Origin of the sequence: Methylocystis sp., from assembly GCF_051061225.1 — a bacterium.
In the GTDB taxonomy this organism is placed as follows: domain Bacteria; phylum Pseudomonadota; class Alphaproteobacteria; order Rhizobiales; family Beijerinckiaceae; genus Methylocystis.
In genome coordinates, this window is sequence record NZ_JBPFEB010000136.1 from 25,940 (window position 1) to 41,625 (window position 15,686).

Sequence of the window (15,686 nt, forward strand, 5' to 3'; positions counted from 1 at the left end):
TACTCACCACGCGAAATTGTCGAGCAACTCCAGACCCTTGCGTACGTACGTGCGAAGAAGAGCCGCTCCGCCAGGGGAGGCGGGCGGGGCTGCCGTCACTGTTTAAAAAGAAACTTTTCCCGAGGTGCGTGAGAAAGTCGCTCACCAGCGGATGAGCGCCGATCCCCAGGTGAAGCCGCCGCCGACGGCTTCGAGCATCACGAGGTCGCCCTGCTTGATGCGGCCGTCGCCGACGGCCACGGACAGGGCGAGCGGCACGCTGGCGGCCGAGGTGTTGCCGTGCAGATGCACGGTGGCCACGACTTTTTCGGGCGCGATCCCGAGCTTTTGCGCCGACATGTCGATGATGCGGCGATTCGCCTGATGCGGCACGAACCAGTCGAGCTGATCCGGGCTGAGTCCCGTGGCGGCGAAGGCGTCGACGACCACGTCCGTCACCTTTCCCACAGCGAATTTGAACACTTCCTTGCCCTCCATGCGGAGGTGGCCGACGGTCTGCGTCGCCGACGGGCCGCCGTCGACATGCAGCTTGGCCCGATGACGGCCGTCCGACCGCAGATGCGTCGTCAGAACCCCGCGCTCGGCCATGGAGCCGGTCGAGGGGCGGGCCTCCAGCACCATGGCGCCGGCGCCGTCGCCAAACAGCACGCAGGTGGTGCGGTCTTCCCAGTCGATGATGCGCGAGAAGGTTTCGGCGCCGATCACCAGCGCGCGCCTGTGCGAGCCCGAGCGCAGGAACTTGTCAGCGGTGGTCACGGCGAAGACGAAGCCCGAGCAGACCGCCTGAAGATCGAAGGCCACGCCATGCGTGATCCCGAGCGCGGCCTGAATCTGGCTTGCGGTGGAGGGGAAGGTCCAGTCCGGCGTCGAGGTGCCGACGATGATCAGGTCGATGTCGTCCGGCGTCAGCCCGGCGGCGGCGAGCGCCGCGCGCGCGGCCTTCTCGCCGAGCATGGAGGTGGTTTCGCCCTTTGCGGCGATGTGGCGTTCGCGGATGCCGGTGCGCTGGAAAATCCAGTCGTCGCTGGTGTCGACCATCTTCGCGAGGTCGTCGTTGGTCAGCGTCTTCTCGGGCAGATAGGAGCCCACGCCGAGGACGACGGAGCGCAAAAGGGAATGTTCCGTCGTCACTGGGCGGCTTCCTGAGGGGGGTTGGTGGGATCGGCGGAGCCGCTTTCGAACTGCTGGGCGAGCGCGACAGTGTCCCGGATGCGGTTCATCAGGTCGCTCTTGGCCATTTCATAGCCGATTTCCACGGCGCGGGCGAAGCCCACGGAGTCGGTCCCGCCATGGCTCTTGATGACGAGGCCGTCGAGGCCGAGGAACACGCCGCCATTGATCGAGCGCGTGTCCATCTTGCCCTTGAGCTCGGCGAAGGCGCCGCGCGCGAGAAGGTAGCCGAGCTTCGCCAGCAGCGAGCCGCCCATCGCGGCGCGCAGATAGGCGGCGATCTGCTTGGCGGTGCCTTCGGCGGTCTTGAGCGTGATGTTGCCCGTGAAGCCTTCGGTGACGACGACATCCACGGCGCCCATGCCGATGCCGTCGCCCTCGACGAAGCCCGAATAGGCGAGACCCGGCAGGTTCGACTCGCGCAGGATGGCCGCCGCGCCTTTGACCTCCTCGACGCCCTTGATCTCCTCCGTGCCGACATTGAGCAGGCCGACCGAGGGGCGCTCCAGCCCGAGAATGACGCGCGCCATCGCGGAGCCCATGATGGCCAGCGCGACGAGCTGGGTGGCGTTGGCGCCGATCGAGGCGCCGACGTCGAGCACGATGGAATGGCCGCGCAGCGTCGGCCACAGGCAGGCCAGCGCCGGCCGATCCACGCCCGGCAGGGTGCGCAGGCAGATTTTCGACATGGCCATGAGCGCGCCGGTATTGCCGGCGGAAACGGCGACGTCGGCCTCGCCCTTCTTCACGGCCTCGACGGCCATCCACATGGAGGAGACCCGGCGGCCCTGGCGCAACGCCTGACTGGGCTTGTCGTCCATGCGGATGGAGACCGTGGCATGGCGGACCTCGCTGGCTTCGGCGAGTCGCGGATGATTCGCCAGCTCCGCGCGGATCGCCTTCTCGTCGCCGATCAGAAGGAAATGGCTGTCTGGCCGGCGTTCGAGGGCTCGGGCGCAGCCGGGAACCGTCACAGACGGGCCGAAATCGCCGCCCATCGCGTCGACCGCGATCCGAACTTTTTCCGCCATCTTCCCAGTCGTCTCCTCAACGCCGGACCTTGCCTCTTGCGCCGAAGACGGGCGGGCGTCCGGTCTGTCTCATGTGCAGCGGGCGGGCGACGCTCTGATGACCGACCGGCCGGGCCGGCCGCGCCTGCTCCAGGCTGCTGCTGTCTGCGCGCGTGATTGCCATTTGCGGGGCGGCGGCGCAAGTGCCAGCGCCCCGCCGGCCCGTGCGGGTCAGGCGTCCTTGGGCGGTTCGTCCCGCAAGCGCCGGAGTTGCGCGAAGGGGGAGACGTTCGAGGCGTCCTCCGGCGCCGGCTCGACAAATTCGGCCCCCGGCTTGCGCGGATAGGGGTCGAGCGCGAGGGTGAAGAATTCGGCGACCAGCGCGCCGAGATCGACCACGCCTCCCACGAGCGGATCGGGCGGGTCTTCCGCCAGCGCGTCATGTTCATGCGGCTCGGGTTCCGGCTCATGCCGGCGCGAGCGGGGGCGGGGCTCCTCGGCGGGCGGCGCAAAGCGCATCTCGATCGACTCGACGACCTCCGTGTCGAAGTCCTCGAGCGTCACGACGCAGGTCTGGCGCAGGCGCGCCCGCAACTCCCCGGTGACCTCCAGCCCGTCTCCGCGCCAGCGGCGCAGGCGCAGCGCCGCCGTCAAAGCGTCGATCGCGGGCAGCCCGTTGAGCTCGGCCAGCGCCGCGCGTTCCGCCGCATTGGCGACAATGTCCACGTCCAGCCCCTCGGGCGGCGTTTCGGACAGCGACGCCAGCCGGGACAGGGGAGCGGGCTCGCTTTTGGCGGGCTGTCCGCCGAGCATGTCCTTCGTCATGGCCGCTTCTCCTTCCGCCCGGCGATGGTGAGGCTTTCTAGATACGTGCATCGACCGGCGCGCGCCAGCCGTTCCCGTTTTCCCGCCAACCGGCTTGCTTTCGCTGCGATCGAGGGCTAGGCAAGCGCAATTGCTTGACGAAGTCGCGCGACACGTCTTCGCGTCGGCGGCGGGTAGCCTGGAGATCAGTATGGCGGGGCCGGAATTTCGTATCTTTTCCGCGGGCTTTTCTGGCGCGGCGATGGTCCGGATCGCGGCGGCCGTCGGCCTTGCGGCCGCGCTCTCCGGCTGTCTGGGCTACGACGGCGTCATCAATCGCGGCGCAATCATCGACCAGCGCAAGGCGGAGCAGGTGAAACCGGGCATGGCCGCGCCGCAGGTGATGCAGATCCTCGGCACCCCGTCCACAACCTCCACCATCGGCGGCGACGCCTGGTATTACGTCAGCCAGCGCCTCGAACGCTCGATGGCCTTCATGCCGCAGAACATCACCGACCAGCGCGTGATGGCGGTCTATTTCGACAAGTCGCGAAAGGTGGTTCGGGTCGCGGATTACGGCCTGGAGGATGGCAAGCCGGTCGACTTCCTGTCGCGCACGACGCCCGTCGCGGGGCCGGATTATCACCTGATCCAGAGCCTTCTCTCCAAGATTCCGATCTGACGGCGGGGGCGCCGCCAGCGTGGCGTAAATGTGGCCGGGATCGGACGATTCCGGCCTTAACTGTTTTTTATCCAATGTTTTTAAGGTTTTGCCTGTAGCTGAGCTGTTTCTGAATGTGGCGCGGGCGTGGCGGCTGCCGTCGATCTTTCGCCGTTCCTTCCACGTAAGCTCTTGAACGTGCCGCAGTTTCGCGGATGAAGGAGCTTATGTGACGAATGACGGATTTGACGCAGCCTGCCAATGAGCCGCGGAGACTGACACTGGGCGACAGACTGGCGCTGATCCGCGCCGACCGCTCGTTCTACGTCCTTCTCCGGACCGTTTGCGTCGGCGCCGTTCTGTCGACGATCGCGGCCCTCAGCCTCACGCTTCAGCGCAACGACACGCCCTATTACGAAAAGCTCAGTCACGTCGCCAGGCAACGCACGCTCGCAGGCCATCTGCTGGAGCTGGCGCGCGCCGGCAGCGAGGACGACGAGGCTCTGGACAGCGACTTCTCGATCGAGCAGGCCGCTCTGACCTGGGCGCATCGTCTCTTCGGCAAGGACGACACGGGCGGAGACGCCGCTGGCGGCGTCATGCGCTTCGGGCCGGTGAAGGTCCAGCAAGCCATCGTCGAGCGCGTGGTCGAGGCCGCCAACAAGACGGAGATGGACCCGGCGCTGCTGATGGCGATCGCCGACAAGGAATCGAATTTCCACACCTCGGCCAAGGCCCGCACCTCCTCCGCGAGCGGCCTTTTCCAGTTTGTCGAAAAGACTTGGATGAAGGCGCTGGCGGATTTCGGCCATCGCTATGGCCGCGCCGAGGAGGCGAGGGCCGCCGAAGAGGGCGCCGGACGCCAGCGCGCGAAAATCCTGAATTTGCGCAACGATCCTTATCTCTCGGCCGCGATGGCGGCGGAGATGCTGAAGAAGGACAGCGCGAAGATCGCCGAGAAGGTCGGTCGTCCGCTGACGCCGGGCGAAACCTATCTGATCCACTTCCTCGGGCCGGAAGACACTGAGCGCTTCATGCGGGCGATGGTCGAGTCGCCGCAGATGTCGGCGGCGGCGCTCCTGCCGAAGCCCGCCAGGGCCAACAAGCCGATCTTCTACGAGCAGCACGGGCGGCGGCTGAAAGACCGCACGGTGACCGAGGTCCACGAAGCCTTCGAGGCGATGATGGACAAGCGCACCAGCCGCTACGGCGACGTTGCCTCAAAACTTCCCGCAGGCGTCACAGCCTATACCGACTGACGGGGAAGGGGGCTTCAGCCCCCTTTTTCAGGCGCGAGGTGGATCCGAGCGGCGTCGATGGCCGCCCGTGACGTCTGTGGTCAGGCGCCGATCATCAGGTCGAGGTTCTGCGTGGCCGCACCCGACGCGCCCTTGCCGAGATTGTCCAGCCGGGCGACCAGAACCGCGTGCCGGCGCGCTTCGTTGGCGAAGACGAACAGCTCCATATCATCGGTGCCATTCAGCGCCAGCGCGTCGAGCCGCGCCGCCGCCGGGGCGGGCGTGACGCGCACATGGGGCGCGCCCTCGTAATGCCGGCGATAGGCGGCCTCGAAATCCCCGGCCCGGGGTTTGCCGGGCAGCGCGTCGAGCGCGAGCGGGATCGACACCAGCATGCCCTGACGAAAATTGCCGACCGAGGGCACGAACAGCGGCCGCGCCGACAGGCGTGCATAGGCCATGATCTCGGGCAGATGCTTGTGCTCGAGCCCCAGCGCGTAAAGCTCGAAAGCCGGGGCGGCGCCAGTCTCGTAAGCCTCGATCATCTGCCGCCCGCCGCCCGAATAGCCGGAGACGGCGTTGATGGCGAGGGGCTGATCGGGCTGGATCAGACCCGCGTCGACAAGGGGGCGCAGGAGCGCGATGGACCCGGTCGCATAGCAGCCGACATTCGCGACGCGGGGCGCTTTGGCGATGGCCTCGGCCTGTCCCGCGCAAAGCTCGGGAAAGCCATAGACCCAACCGGGCGCGACCCTGTGGGCGGTCGAGGCGTCGAGCAGACGCGGGGCCCTGTCGCCGAGCGCATCACAGAGCGCAACCGTCTCCTTCGCCGCATCGTCCGGAAGGCAGAGCACGGCGACGTCGACCGCCGCGAGGATGTCGCGCTTGGTCGCGACGTCCTTGCGCTTCTCGGGCGGTATGGCGACGATCTCGATGTCGCCGCGGCCCGCGAGCCGCTCGCGGATTTCGAGTCCCGTCGTGCCCGCGTCGCCGTCGATGAAGATCCTGGTGCTCATGAAACTCTTGTCCTGCTTTCTGACGGGTTGGATGGTCGCTGCATGGCGCCTTGTCAACAACCGTCTGTGACAGCCTTGCCGCAACACTGGCGCCGGCCGCGCCGCGCGATAACTGAGATGAGGAAAGGGGCGCGCTTGGGCGTCCGATCTCAGGTCTCACGAGGCTCCACCATGACCGCCATCCGCGACATGTTGAAATCCCTTGGCGCTGTGATTGCCGATTCGGTCTATCAGGCGTCGGTTGCTTCGGTCTTCGCCTATGGCGGCGCGCTGCTTCTGCTGGGCAGCGTCGGCGCGGCGGTCTGGGTTGGAGCCGTCGGCATTCCCGAGTTTCATCCGCATTGAGCCACAAGCGCCTCCTGATCATCGCCCACGCCCCGTCCCACAATACGCAGCTTTTGCGTGACGCGCTGCTGGCCGGGGCGCGGGCGCCCGACATCGGGGATGTGGCGGCGCGCGCGCTCAGCCCGTTCGAGACGGGGCCGGAAGACGTCTTCGCGGCGGACGCGATCCTTCTGCTGACGCCCGAGAACCTCGGCTATATGAGCGGCGCGCTGAAGGATTTCTTCGACCGCTGTTATTACCCCTGCCTGGAACGGACGCAGGGGCGGCCCTATGCGCTCGCCGTCCGCGCGGGTAGCGACGGCACGGGCGCGTTGCGCGGCGTCCAGACCATCGTGACGGGCTTGCGCTGGCGGGCGATCCAGGACCCGCTGGTCTGCCGTGGGGACTGGCGACCCGAGTTCGCGGAGCAATGCCGGGAGCTGGGCATGCTCATGGCGGCGGGGCTGGACGCGGGAGTGTTTTGAGGGCGGGCTGGTGGTGGAGAGGGGCCTGCCATTGAGAGGCCCCCTCCCTGTCCCTCCCCCGCTTTCGCGGGAGAGGGGACGTTCACGATCAGCGTTGCTGATGAAGGCCCGGACCCGCTCCCTCTCCCGCGAAGCGGGGGAGGGTTGGGGAGGGGGCGCCTCAGTCCAGCTCGAAGGCGTTCTTGTAATCCTGCGCCAGCGACGGGTCCTGATCGGCCTTGCGCAGGATGCAGTTGCCGACCGCCAGGAACTCGATGTCCGAGCCCATGAAGCAGCGGAATGCGTCCTCGGGCGTCGAGACGATCGGCTCGCCGCGCACGTTGAAGCTGGTGTTGATGAGCACCGGACAGCCCGTCAGCTCTTCGAAGCGCGTCAGCAGCTGATGGTAGCGGGGGTTGGTGTCTTCGTGCACCGTCTGAATGCGCGCGGAATAATCGACATGCGTCACCGCCGGAATGTCCGAGCGCGGCACATTCAGCTTGTCGATGCCGAACAACGCCTGTTCGTCCGCCGACATCTCGCGGCAATGGCTCTTCTGCACATTGGCGACGAGCAGCATGTAAGGCGAGTCGCAGTCGATCTCGAACCAGTCCGACACGCGCTCGCGCAGCACCGATGGCGCGAAGGGGCGGAAGCTCTCGCGGAACTTGACCTTGAGATTGAGGGCCTTCTGCATCGTCGGCGAGCGGGGGTCGCCCAGGATCGAGCGGCCGCCAAGCGCGCGCGGGCCGAACTCCATGCGGCCCTGATGCCAGCCGACCGCCTGACCGGCTACGAGCGCCTGCGCCGTCTCCTCGATCACGCCGTCGTCCCCGACAACGGTGAATTTGGCGCCGACGTCGCGCAGCCGCCTCTCGATGTCCGCCTGCTCGTAGCGGGGGCCGAGATAGGAGCCTTTCATCTGGTCCTTGCCGGGCGTCACGCGGCGCGGCTGCTCCTTCTGGTGATAATAGCCCGCCAGCGCGGCGCCGAGCGCGCCGCCGGCGTCGCCCGCCGCCGGCTGGATGAAGATGTTCTCGAAGCTCCTGTCGCGCAGGATTTTGCCGTTCGCCACGCAATTGAGCGCGACGCCGCCGGCAAGGCAGAGATTCTTTTCGCCCGTCTCCGCCGCGAGCGCGCGCGTCAGGCGCAGCACGACCTCTTCCGTCACGGCCTGCACGGAGGCGGCGAGGTCCATGTGACGTTGTTCGAGACGGTCCTCCGGCTTGCGCGCCGGCGCGCCGAAGAGCTGGTCGAACCTGTCGTTCGTCATCTTCAGCGCGGTGCAATAGTCGAAGTAATCGAGGTTGAGGCGGAAGGAGCCGTCCGCCTTCACGTCGATCAGCTCGTCGAGCATGAGCCTGGCGTATTTCGGTTCGCCATAGGGCGCGAGGCCCATCACCTTGTACTCGCCCGAATTGACCTTGAAGCCCGTGTAATAGGTCAGCGCGGAATAGAGCAGGCCGAGCGAATGCGGGAAATGGATTTCCTTGACGATCTGAAGATCGGACCCATTGCCGAGCGCGACCGACGTCGTCGTCCATTCGCCGACGCCGTCCATGGTGAGGACCAGCGCGCGCTCGAAGGGCGACGGATAGAAGGCGGACGCCGCATGCGAGAAGTGATGCTCCGAGAAGAGCAGCTTGTCGCCCTCGGCCAGCCCCGGATCGACGTCCTTCAGAGCTTTCGTGAGAATGTCGCGCTGGAAGATCTTCTCGCCGATCCACAGCGGCATGGCCTTGCGGAAGGATTCAAAGCCCTTCGGCGCGAACGCCAGATAGGTCTCGAGGAGCCGTTCGAATTTCACGAACGGCTTCTCGTAGAACACGACGTGATCAATGTCCGCGCCGGAGACCCCCGCTTCCGCCAGACAGAAGCGAACGGCGTTCTCCGGGAAGGCGGAGTCGTGCTTGATGCGCGTGAAGCGCTCCTCCTGCGCCGCAGCGACGATCTCGCCGTCGCGCAGGAGCGCGGCGGCGCTATCATGATAAAAGGCGGAAACGCCGAGGATCAGCATAAAGCGCCCTTAGAACAGCGTGTAGATGAAGGGCGCGACGACGGAACCCTGTCCAAGGAAGAACAGCGCGCCGAACAGCAGGAACAGCACGAACAGCGGCACGAGCCAGAATTTCCTGCGCGTGCGCAGATAGGCGACGAATTCCTTCAGAAAGGACGACATGCTTTTCTCCCGTGACTCAGAATTGCTGGCCCATCGAGTTTTTCGCGGGGCCGGGCGGCGTGCGCTCGATCCAGTAGCTCGTCTCGTCGGCGCGCTTCAGGCGCAGAATATCCTTGCCCATCAGCCGCAGCACATAGGCGACCGGCGTGACGGCCCCGTAAAACAGCGCGCCCATCACCAGCGGCGAGACGACGCTGTGCAGCAGCAAGCCAAAGCGGAACCATAGCTTGTTGAGCGGCGCCAGCAGGTGATCCGCGTACAGCGCCAGGCCGAGAAAGGCGGCGGCGGGCGCCAGCGCCCACCAGCGCACGGCCTCGCCATGGCGGATCAGCGGCCAGAAGGCCAGAACGGCGAAAACGCCCGCAAAAACGAGGCCGAAATTTCGGTTCGACCCCAATTCGACTTTGCGGCTGGATTTGAGAGTCTCGTGACCGGCCATTGCTTTTGTCTCTACGACAACGGATTAACCCTCTTATCGACGTCGCCCCGCAAGCGCAACCACGCGGGGAAACGCATTGTCCACAACACGCGCGCCGGTTTGCTGAAACGCCATGAAATTCAATGTTTTCTCCGGCCATTCACCGGGCCTCGCCACGCTCTTCGGCTCAGAGATGTGGGAGCGATTCTCCTATTACGGGATGCGGGCGCTTCTTGTTCTTTATATGGTGGACGAGCTGCTGAAGCCCGAGCGGATCGACGCGGCGCTCGGTCTCGCCGCCCTGAAGAGCGGGCTCGAGACCCTGTCCGGCCCACTCGGCCCGCAGCCGCTCGCCTCACAGATTTACGGGCTTTACACAGGGCTGGTCTATCTGACGCCAATTCTCGGCGGCCTTGTCGCGGATCGCTGGCTAGGACGCACGCGGACCATCGCGCTCGGCGCGGGGCTGATGGTCGCGGGCCATTTCCTCATGGCCTATGAGCCGCTTTTTCTGGTCGCCCTGTCGCTGATCGCGCTGGGCTGCGGCGCATTCAAGCCAAATATCTCCACCCAGGTCGGCGAGCTCTATCCGCGCAACGATTCCCGTCGCGACCGCGCCTATTCCATCTTCTACGTCGGCATCAACATCGGCGCGTTTTTCGCGCCGCTCGTCTGCGGCACGCTCGGCGAAAAGTTCGGCTGGCATTATGGATTCATGAGCGCCGGCGTCGGCATGGCGATCGGCCTGACGATCTATCTTCGCGGCCGCGCCGGATTGCCAGGCGATCGCCCGCGCGCGATGCCTGCGCCCGCCGTCGGCGATATGCCGTTCCGCCCCGCTTTTCTCGGCATTGCATGGCTGTTCCTGCCCTCCGCGCTGTTCTGGGCGGCCTTCGAGCAGCAGGGAAATACGATTGCGATCTGGGCCGAGCAGTTCACGGACCGCAGCGTCAGTCTGTTCGGCTGGCGGGGCGAGATTCCGGTCACCTGGTTTCAGGCCTTCAATCCGCTGATGATCTTCCTGTTCACGCCGCCGCTCGTCGCCTTCTGGGGATGGCTGGCGCGACGCGGGTGGGAGCCGTCGACGGTGCGCAAGCTCTCCTTCGGCTGTCTGGGAGTCGCCGCGAGTTTCGCCGTAATGGCGCTGGCGGCTGCGGTCAGCGACGGCGGCAAGGCGAGCTGGCTGTGGCTGCTGCTCTATTTCACGCTGGTGACGCTCTCCGAGCTGCACTTCTCGCCGATCACCCTGTCGCTTGTGTCGCATCTGGCGCCAGAGGGCGCGCGTTCGGCTCTGATGGGCGCGTGGTTCACCTCGATGTTTCTGGGCAATCTGCTCGCCGGCTGGATCGGCAGCTTCTGGGCCAATCTCACCAGCGCGCAATTCTTCCTGCTCGTCGGCGGCCTCGGCGCCACGGGCGCGCTGATCATCGAAGCGGCGCGGCGGCCGCTCCGCGACATTTTGCGCTGACGCTATTTCGACTGGAAGATCAAGAAGGCCCCTGCGGCGATCAGCGCGAAGCCCAGGAGCGTCCGCCAGCTCGGCGCCTCGCCCAGCACGAGGAAGGAAAAGCCGGTGAAGATGACCAGCGTGATGACTTCCTGAATCGTCTTCAGTTGCGCGGCGGAATAGGCGCCATAGCCGATGCGGTTCGCCGGAACCGCGAGGCAATATTCGATGAGCGCGATGAGCCATCCCATGGCGATCGCCTGCGGCATCGACAGGCGGGGGAATTTGAGATGGCCATACCAGGCCGTTGTCATGAACAGATTGGACAGGATGAGGAGCAGGATGGGCGCGACAGTCGGCGCGCGCAGAAAGGTCAGCATGGAGTCCTCGTTGCGGTTTCGTCGGTCTACTGCTTCGGCAACAGGATCACATGCTCCTGCTCGTCGGGATCGTTACGCGCGACGATCGCGATCGCGGGCTCTGTCTGGCTGAGGTTGGTCGGCTGATGCGGCACATCCGCGGGGATGAAGATGAAGTCGCCGGCGACATTGACGACGCGCTTCTCGAGCTTCTCGCCGTAACGTGTCTCGACCGTGCCCTGCAGCAGATAGATCGCCGACTCGTAGCCCTTGTGAACATGCGGCGCCGCCGAGCCGCCCGGCGGGATCACGACCTTCAGCAGCGACAGCCCCCTGGCGCCGGCGTTTTGGCCGGAAACGCCGGGAAAGAACGGCAAGGTCTGCTTTGAGGTCGCCGCCTCGGGCGCGCGGATGGTGACGACGTCCTTGGCGTTCTTCTCGCCGATGACGGACGGGTCGGCGGCGAGGGCGGGGAGGGCGACGAACAGGCCGGCAAGAAAATACGGCAATGCGCGCATGATCAGCGTCTCCATCTGTGAGCAGCGCCTCATGATAGCGGCGCCGGGGGCATCTGAAAAAGACATAGAGGCGCGCAGGGAACTGGTCTCGCGAAAACAGTCAAGTTTACCAGTCGACAATATTCGTGTGTCGTTTTTATTACTTTTTAATGAAAAATGAGCTCCGGTTCGCGCCGGAGGTTGACCTGCGCATTGCGTTACATTTCAGCAACTTCGCGAATACCTTGGAAAAAAGAACAGCGCTCGCCCGGATGTAAATGGCGCCCTGCTTCATATGGGAAGAGCGAATGCTGACGAGCGTCAATCAGGCGGCAAAAAACCTATCGAGTTTCGCCAGGAATTTGCAGTGGGCGAAAAGCCTGGCGACTCGTCAGCCCGGCCTCGCCATATACGGGTTTTTCAGCACCGAGAACGGCCTCGGAAAGGCGGCGCGAACTCTCGCGGAAGCCTATAAATCCACCGGGCTTCCACTCTCCTGCCATGCTCTCTCCTCCGGCCATACCAAAAACGAGATCTTCTATCCATCCGCCGGTCATTTGGAGAACCGCTACGATATGGCGCTGCTCGCCATCAACGCCAATGCGATCTTGCAGGAACATCTCAGAGGTCTTGTCGATCCATCCTGTCTCTCTCACAATCGAAAGATTGGGCTGTTCTTTTGGGAGCTGCCAGTCTTCCCCGGAATATGGACAAGGGCGATCGAAGATCTGGTGGAGATTTGGGTTCCCAGCGCTTTCGTCGCCAATTCTCTCAAGACGGCAACGTCGAAACGGGTCAGGGTTATCCCCCTGCCTGTCCAGATCAACAATCTGGACCAGACGATGTCGAGAGAAGAGCTGCGCCTTCCTCCAGATCGACCGATTTTTCTGACGACCTTCGATTTCAGCTCCTATCCGGAGCGGAAAAATCCTCTCGGCGCAATCCGGGCATTTATCGACGCCTTTCCGGGAACGGCTGAATCCTCCCCGCTGATGGTTGTCAAATGTCATGGCTCCGCATTCAGAAACCGTTACGAGCGTGAGCTGAAGACGCTTGCAGCATCAAACGCAAACATCCGCGTCATCGACGCGGTCATGTCGCCGGTCGAAATCGCCCAACTTCAGGCTGCGACGGATGTGTTCGTATCGCTCCACCGGTCAGAAGGGTTCGGTCTCAATTTGGCGGAATGCATGGCCGCCGGAAAGCTTGTCATAGGGACCAAGTTCTCTGGAAATCTCGATTTCATGACGCCAGCGAACAGCTTGCTGGTCGATTTCGATATGAGACGGGTGAGGGAGGGCGAGTATATCGCTTGGGAAGGGCAATGGTGGGCGGAGCCGAAACACGACGCTGCTGTGGAGCTCTTTCGATTCGCGAGCCACAACGCAGACTTGAGGCGCAAACTCGGCCGTGCGGCTCGGGAGACGATCCGATCGGAGCTTTCATTTGAGAAAGTCGGCTCTATGATGGCTCGGAGCTTGGACGAAATAAGAGTCAACTGCTCGAACTGAAATCTGATAGGCTCAGCTTCGGCTGCCCAGCCGTCGTCGCCGTTCCTTTCCCATCCATCGAAGCGGACCAGATGAAACTGAAGGACATTTATGATGAATGGCGAAAGAGGACTCTGCCTCCCTCGGTCAATGACATTGACTGGAGGATGAATGAGCTGCGGCTTCGGCTGCAGCAAATCCAGAGACAGCTCGATAGCCGGATTGCGTCGCCCGACTGTTCCGCTGAATCGCAAAAAGCGATCCTGGAATTTTTCAGGTTGCTGAGACCCCATCGAGTGGATGGCTACAGCAAGATCAGACTCGGCAGCCCGAATGATGGCGGCTACGTCCAGATCGACGATCCCTCCAGGATATCCCTGGCATTATCGCTGGGCATCAGCAATGATGATAACTGGGATTTTGCATTGGCGAAGCTCGGCATTCCTGTCGAGCAGTTCGATCACACGATCGAGGCCGCCCCAACGCAGCACCCCCTGCTTGCGTTTCACAAAAAGAAAGTGACGCCCCTGCCGTCGGCAGACTCCGTCACCCTTCCGGAGATCATAAAGCGGGGCTCCGCAAACAGTGATGCGCATCTCATCCTGAAGATTGATATCGAAGGGGACGAGTGGGCGGTCATCGACAGCACGCCCGATGAATGCTTTGAATATGTCTCGCAGATCATTTGCGAATTTCACGGCCTGAGCCAGTTGACGGAGGCCGGATTCTACAGGCTTGCCAGACGCGTGCTCGAGAAGCTCGATCGCCGCTTTTCCGTGTTTCATGTGCACGGAAACAACTGCAGCCCGCTGGTCAATCTCTCGAATGTGGTGATCCCCAACGTGCTGGAGGTCTCGTTCGCGAACAGGGCGATGTATGCGGTTTCCGAGAGCGACGAGCTCTACCCGACGGATCTGGATGCGCCCTGTGACGCGAATTATCCGGATTACTATCTCGGATCATTCAGATTTTGAGATGTGCCGGCTGATGCTTTTCCGGCCGGTGCATGGTGTGCCGAAGCGCGCCCGGCTCATCGGCAAATTGACCAGGAGACTGGGAACAAAAAAGCCGGGCGACGCCCGGCTTTGATGTGTTCTGCATGGTCCTGGAAGCGCTGAGAGCAGCGCTCCCAGCCGTTAGCGCTTCGAGAACTGGAAGGACCGGCGAGCCTTGCGCTTGCCGTATTTCTTGCGCTCGACCACGCGCGAGTCGCGGGTGAGGAAGCCTTCCTTCTTGAGCGGGGAGCGCAGCTCCGGCTCGTAATGAGTCAGCGCCTTGGCGAGGCCGTGGCGCACCGCGCCGGCCTGACCCGAGAGACCGCCGCCGGCGACCGAAACGATCAGGTCGTACTGGCCCGAGCGCTTGGCGACGACCAGCGGCTGCTGGAGGATCATGCGCAGCACCGGCCGGGCGAAATAGGCCTCGGCGTCGCGGCCGTTGACCGTGATCTTGCCGGAGCCCGGCTTGATCCAGACGCGCGCGATGGCGTTCTTGCGGCGGCCCGTCGCGTAAGCGCGGCCCTTGGAGTCGCGGTTGGCCTTCTTCTCTGCGCCCTCTTCCGGCGCGTTGGCCGGCTTCGCCTTGATCAGCGTGGACTTGAGATCGCTGAAATTCTTGACTTCCTCAGCCATGGATTAAGCCGCCTTCGATTTCTTGAAGTTGGTGTTCTTGGGATTCATCGCGGCAACATCCAGCTTCACCGGCTGCTGCGCTTCGTGCTTGTGGTCGGTGCCGACATAGACGCGCAGGTTCGACATCTGGCGCTTGCCGAGCGGCCCCTTGGGAAGCATGCGCTCCACGGCCTTTTCGACGACCCGTTCCGGGTGCTTGCCTGCCATGATCCGGCCGGCGGTGCGTTCCTTGATGCCGCCGATATAACCCGTGTGGTGGTAATAAGTCTTCTGACGGAGCTTATCGCCGGTCAGCAGTATCTTATCGGCGTTGATGACGATGACGTTGTCGCCGCAATCCATGTGCGGGGTGAACGTCGGCTTGTGCTTACCGCGCAGGCGCATGGCGATGACAGAGGCGAGGCGGCCGACGACAAGCCCTTCGGCGTCGATCAGGATCCACTTCTTCTCGATCTCGGACGGCTTCGCCGAGTAGGTGTTCATGGCATTATGTCTCCGGACAAGGCGCGCGATGTACGGGATCGGTTTGGACCGGGCAAGCAGAAAGCGCCATTTTTAGCGCATTTCAGGGTAGCGGTACTATAATACCGTATAAATCATGGCCAAAGGCAAACAATCGGGCGAAATCCGCGTCGGCATCGGGGGGTGGACCTTCGAGCCATGGCGCGGGGGCATGTTCTTCCCGGCCAAGCATCCCAAGACCCGGGAGCTCGAATATGCCAGCCGCCAGGTCACGACCATCGAGATCAATGGCACCTATTATTCCACCCAGAAGCCGACGACCTTCCGCAAATGGCACGATGAGACACCGGACGATTTCGTCTTCGCCGTGAAGGCCAACCGCTTCACCACCAATCGCAAGATCCTCGCCGAAGCCAAGCCATCGATCGACATGTTCCTCAAGAGCGGCCTCAGCGAGTTGAAGCACAAGCTCGGACCTATCCTCTGGCAGTTCGCGCCGACCAAGAAGTTCGATGC

General features: G+C 63.8%; 20 protein-coding genes. 9 read left to right on the plus strand and 11 right to left on the minus strand.

The features are described from left to right. Nucleotides 1–141: 141 nt before the first annotated feature. The 3 genes from ACR652_RS23825 to ACR652_RS23835 all read right to left on the minus strand — a co-directional run bounded on the left by ACR652_RS23825 (nt 142) and on the right by ACR652_RS23835 (nt 3,005). Nucleotides 142–1,131 (minus strand): beta-ketoacyl-ACP synthase III, encoded by a 990-nt coding sequence (locus ACR652_RS23825; protein WP_434508958.1) that lies wholly within the window; start codon nt 1,129–1,131, stop codon nt 142–144. Then, nucleotides 1,128–2,201: a phosphate acyltransferase PlsX gene (plsX, locus tag ACR652_RS23830; protein ID WP_434508959.1), complete on the minus strand. Its 1,074-nt coding sequence runs from the start codon at nt 2,199–2,201 to the stop codon at nt 1,128–1,130. The genes ACR652_RS23825 and plsX overlap by 4 nt, the downstream gene beginning before the upstream one ends. 210 nt (nt 2,202–2,411) lie before the next feature. Beyond that, on the minus strand, nt 2,412–3,005 hold the full coding sequence (locus ACR652_RS23835) for a YceD family protein (RefSeq protein WP_434508960.1): 594 nt from the start codon (nt 3,003–3,005) through the stop codon (nt 2,412–2,414). A gap of 190 nt (nt 3,006–3,195) precedes the next feature. On the opposite strand from ACR652_RS23835, the gene ACR652_RS23840 reads away from it, so the two are divergent. Next, nucleotides 3,196–3,666 carry an outer membrane protein assembly factor BamE gene (locus ACR652_RS23840; protein ID WP_434508961.1) on the plus strand — a complete coding sequence of 157 codons (471 nt, stop codon included), beginning with the start codon at nt 3,196–3,198 and terminating at the stop codon, nt 3,664–3,666. Nucleotides 3,667–3,881: 215 nt separating this feature from the next. Further along, entirely contained in the window at nt 3,882–4,904 is a 1,023-nt protein-coding gene (locus tag ACR652_RS23845) for a transglycosylase SLT domain-containing protein (protein ID WP_434508962.1), read from the plus strand. An 80-nt stretch (nt 4,905–4,984) separates the two neighbouring features. Here the strand turns inward: ACR652_RS23845 and argC are convergent, their stop codons facing one another. Next, a complete protein-coding gene (argC, locus tag ACR652_RS23850) occupies nt 4,985–5,899 on the minus strand; it encodes an N-acetyl-gamma-glutamyl-phosphate reductase (protein WP_434508963.1) in 915 nt (304 codons plus the stop codon). 171 nt (nt 5,900–6,070) lie between these two features. Between argC and ACR652_RS23855 the strand changes: the two genes are divergently transcribed. Next, nucleotides 6,071–6,244, plus strand: a complete 174-nt coding sequence (locus ACR652_RS23855) for a hypothetical protein (RefSeq protein ID WP_434508964.1) — start codon at nt 6,071–6,073, stop codon at nt 6,242–6,244. Then, a complete protein-coding gene (locus tag ACR652_RS23860) occupies nt 6,241–6,708 on the plus strand; it encodes a flavodoxin family protein (RefSeq protein WP_434508965.1) in 468 nt (155 codons plus the stop codon). Before ACR652_RS23855 ends, ACR652_RS23860 begins: the two co-directional genes overlap by 4 nt. A gap of 160 nt (nt 6,709–6,868) precedes the next feature. On the opposite strand, the gene ACR652_RS23865 is transcribed toward ACR652_RS23860, so the two are convergent. The 3 genes from ACR652_RS23865 to ACR652_RS23875 are packed head-to-tail and all read right to left on the minus strand — an operon-like array spanning nt 6,869 to nt 9,305. Then, nucleotides 6,869–8,704, minus strand: a complete 1,836-nt coding sequence (locus ACR652_RS23865; RefSeq protein WP_434508966.1) for a carbamoyltransferase family protein — start codon at nt 8,702–8,704, stop codon at nt 6,869–6,871. Nucleotides 8,705–8,713: 9 nt separating this feature from the next. Then, complete coding sequence (locus tag ACR652_RS23870; RefSeq protein ID WP_434508967.1) at nt 8,714–8,866, minus strand: DUF5989 family protein; 153 nt, start codon at nt 8,864–8,866, stop codon at nt 8,714–8,716. A gap of 16 nt (nt 8,867–8,882) precedes the next feature. Continuing rightward, nucleotides 8,883–9,305: an SxtJ family membrane protein gene (locus tag ACR652_RS23875; RefSeq protein ID WP_434508968.1), complete on the minus strand. Its 423-nt coding sequence runs from the start codon at nt 9,303–9,305 to the stop codon at nt 8,883–8,885. Nucleotides 9,306–9,417: 112 nt separating this feature from the next. Here ACR652_RS23875 and ACR652_RS23880 point away from each other — a divergent pair, with 112 nt between their 5' ends. After that, nucleotides 9,418–10,752, plus strand: a complete 1,335-nt coding sequence (locus ACR652_RS23880; protein WP_434508969.1) for a peptide MFS transporter — start codon at nt 9,418–9,420, stop codon at nt 10,750–10,752. 2 nt (nt 10,753–10,754) lie between these two features. On the opposite strand, the gene ACR652_RS23885 is transcribed toward ACR652_RS23880, so the two are convergent. Both ACR652_RS23885 and ACR652_RS23890 read right to left on the minus strand, forming a co-directional pair. Further along, nucleotides 10,755–11,108 carry a DMT family protein gene (locus ACR652_RS23885; RefSeq protein WP_434508979.1) on the minus strand — a complete coding sequence of 118 codons (354 nt, stop codon included), beginning with the start codon at nt 11,106–11,108 and terminating at the stop codon, nt 10,755–10,757. Nucleotides 11,109–11,137: 29 nt separating this feature from the next. After that, nucleotides 11,138–11,608: a cupin domain-containing protein gene (locus ACR652_RS23890; protein WP_434508970.1), complete on the minus strand. Its 471-nt coding sequence runs from the start codon at nt 11,606–11,608 to the stop codon at nt 11,138–11,140. Between ACR652_RS23890 and ACR652_RS23895 the strand changes: the two genes are divergently transcribed. The 3 genes from ACR652_RS23895 (at nt 11,607) to ACR652_RS23905 (ending at nt 14,051) form a co-directional block, all read left to right on the plus strand. Next, complete coding sequence (locus tag ACR652_RS23895; protein ID WP_434508971.1) at nt 11,607–11,768, plus strand: hypothetical protein; 162 nt, start codon at nt 11,607–11,609, stop codon at nt 11,766–11,768. The two genes, ACR652_RS23890 and ACR652_RS23895, sit on opposite strands and share 2 nt — an antisense overlap. A 127-nt stretch (nt 11,769–11,895) precedes the next feature. Further along, on the plus strand, nt 11,896–13,098 hold the full coding sequence (locus tag ACR652_RS23900) for a glycosyltransferase family 4 protein (RefSeq protein ID WP_434508972.1): 1,203 nt from the start codon (nt 11,896–11,898) through the stop codon (nt 13,096–13,098). Nucleotides 13,099–13,169: 71 nt separating this feature from the next. Further along, nucleotides 13,170–14,051, plus strand: a complete 882-nt coding sequence (locus tag ACR652_RS23905; RefSeq protein WP_434508973.1) for a hypothetical protein — start codon at nt 13,170–13,172, stop codon at nt 14,049–14,051. Nucleotides 14,052–14,213: 162 nt separating this feature from the next. Here ACR652_RS23905 and rpsI read toward each other — a convergent pair whose 3' ends face one another. Both rpsI and rplM read right to left on the minus strand, forming a co-directional pair. Continuing rightward, nucleotides 14,214–14,708, minus strand: coding sequence for a 30S ribosomal protein S9 (rpsI, locus tag ACR652_RS23910; RefSeq protein ID WP_434508974.1), 495 nt, complete (start codon nt 14,706–14,708; stop codon nt 14,214–14,216). Nucleotides 14,709–14,711: 3 nt separating this feature from the next. Next, entirely contained in the window at nt 14,712–15,191 is a 480-nt protein-coding gene (gene rplM / locus ACR652_RS23915; RefSeq protein WP_434508975.1) for a 50S ribosomal protein L13, read from the minus strand. Nucleotides 15,192–15,306: 115 nt separating this feature from the next. Here rplM and ACR652_RS23920 point away from each other — a divergent pair. Then, a partial coding sequence (locus tag ACR652_RS23920; protein ID WP_434508976.1) for a DUF72 domain-containing protein occupies nt 15,307–15,686 on the plus strand: 380 nt, incomplete at its 3' end.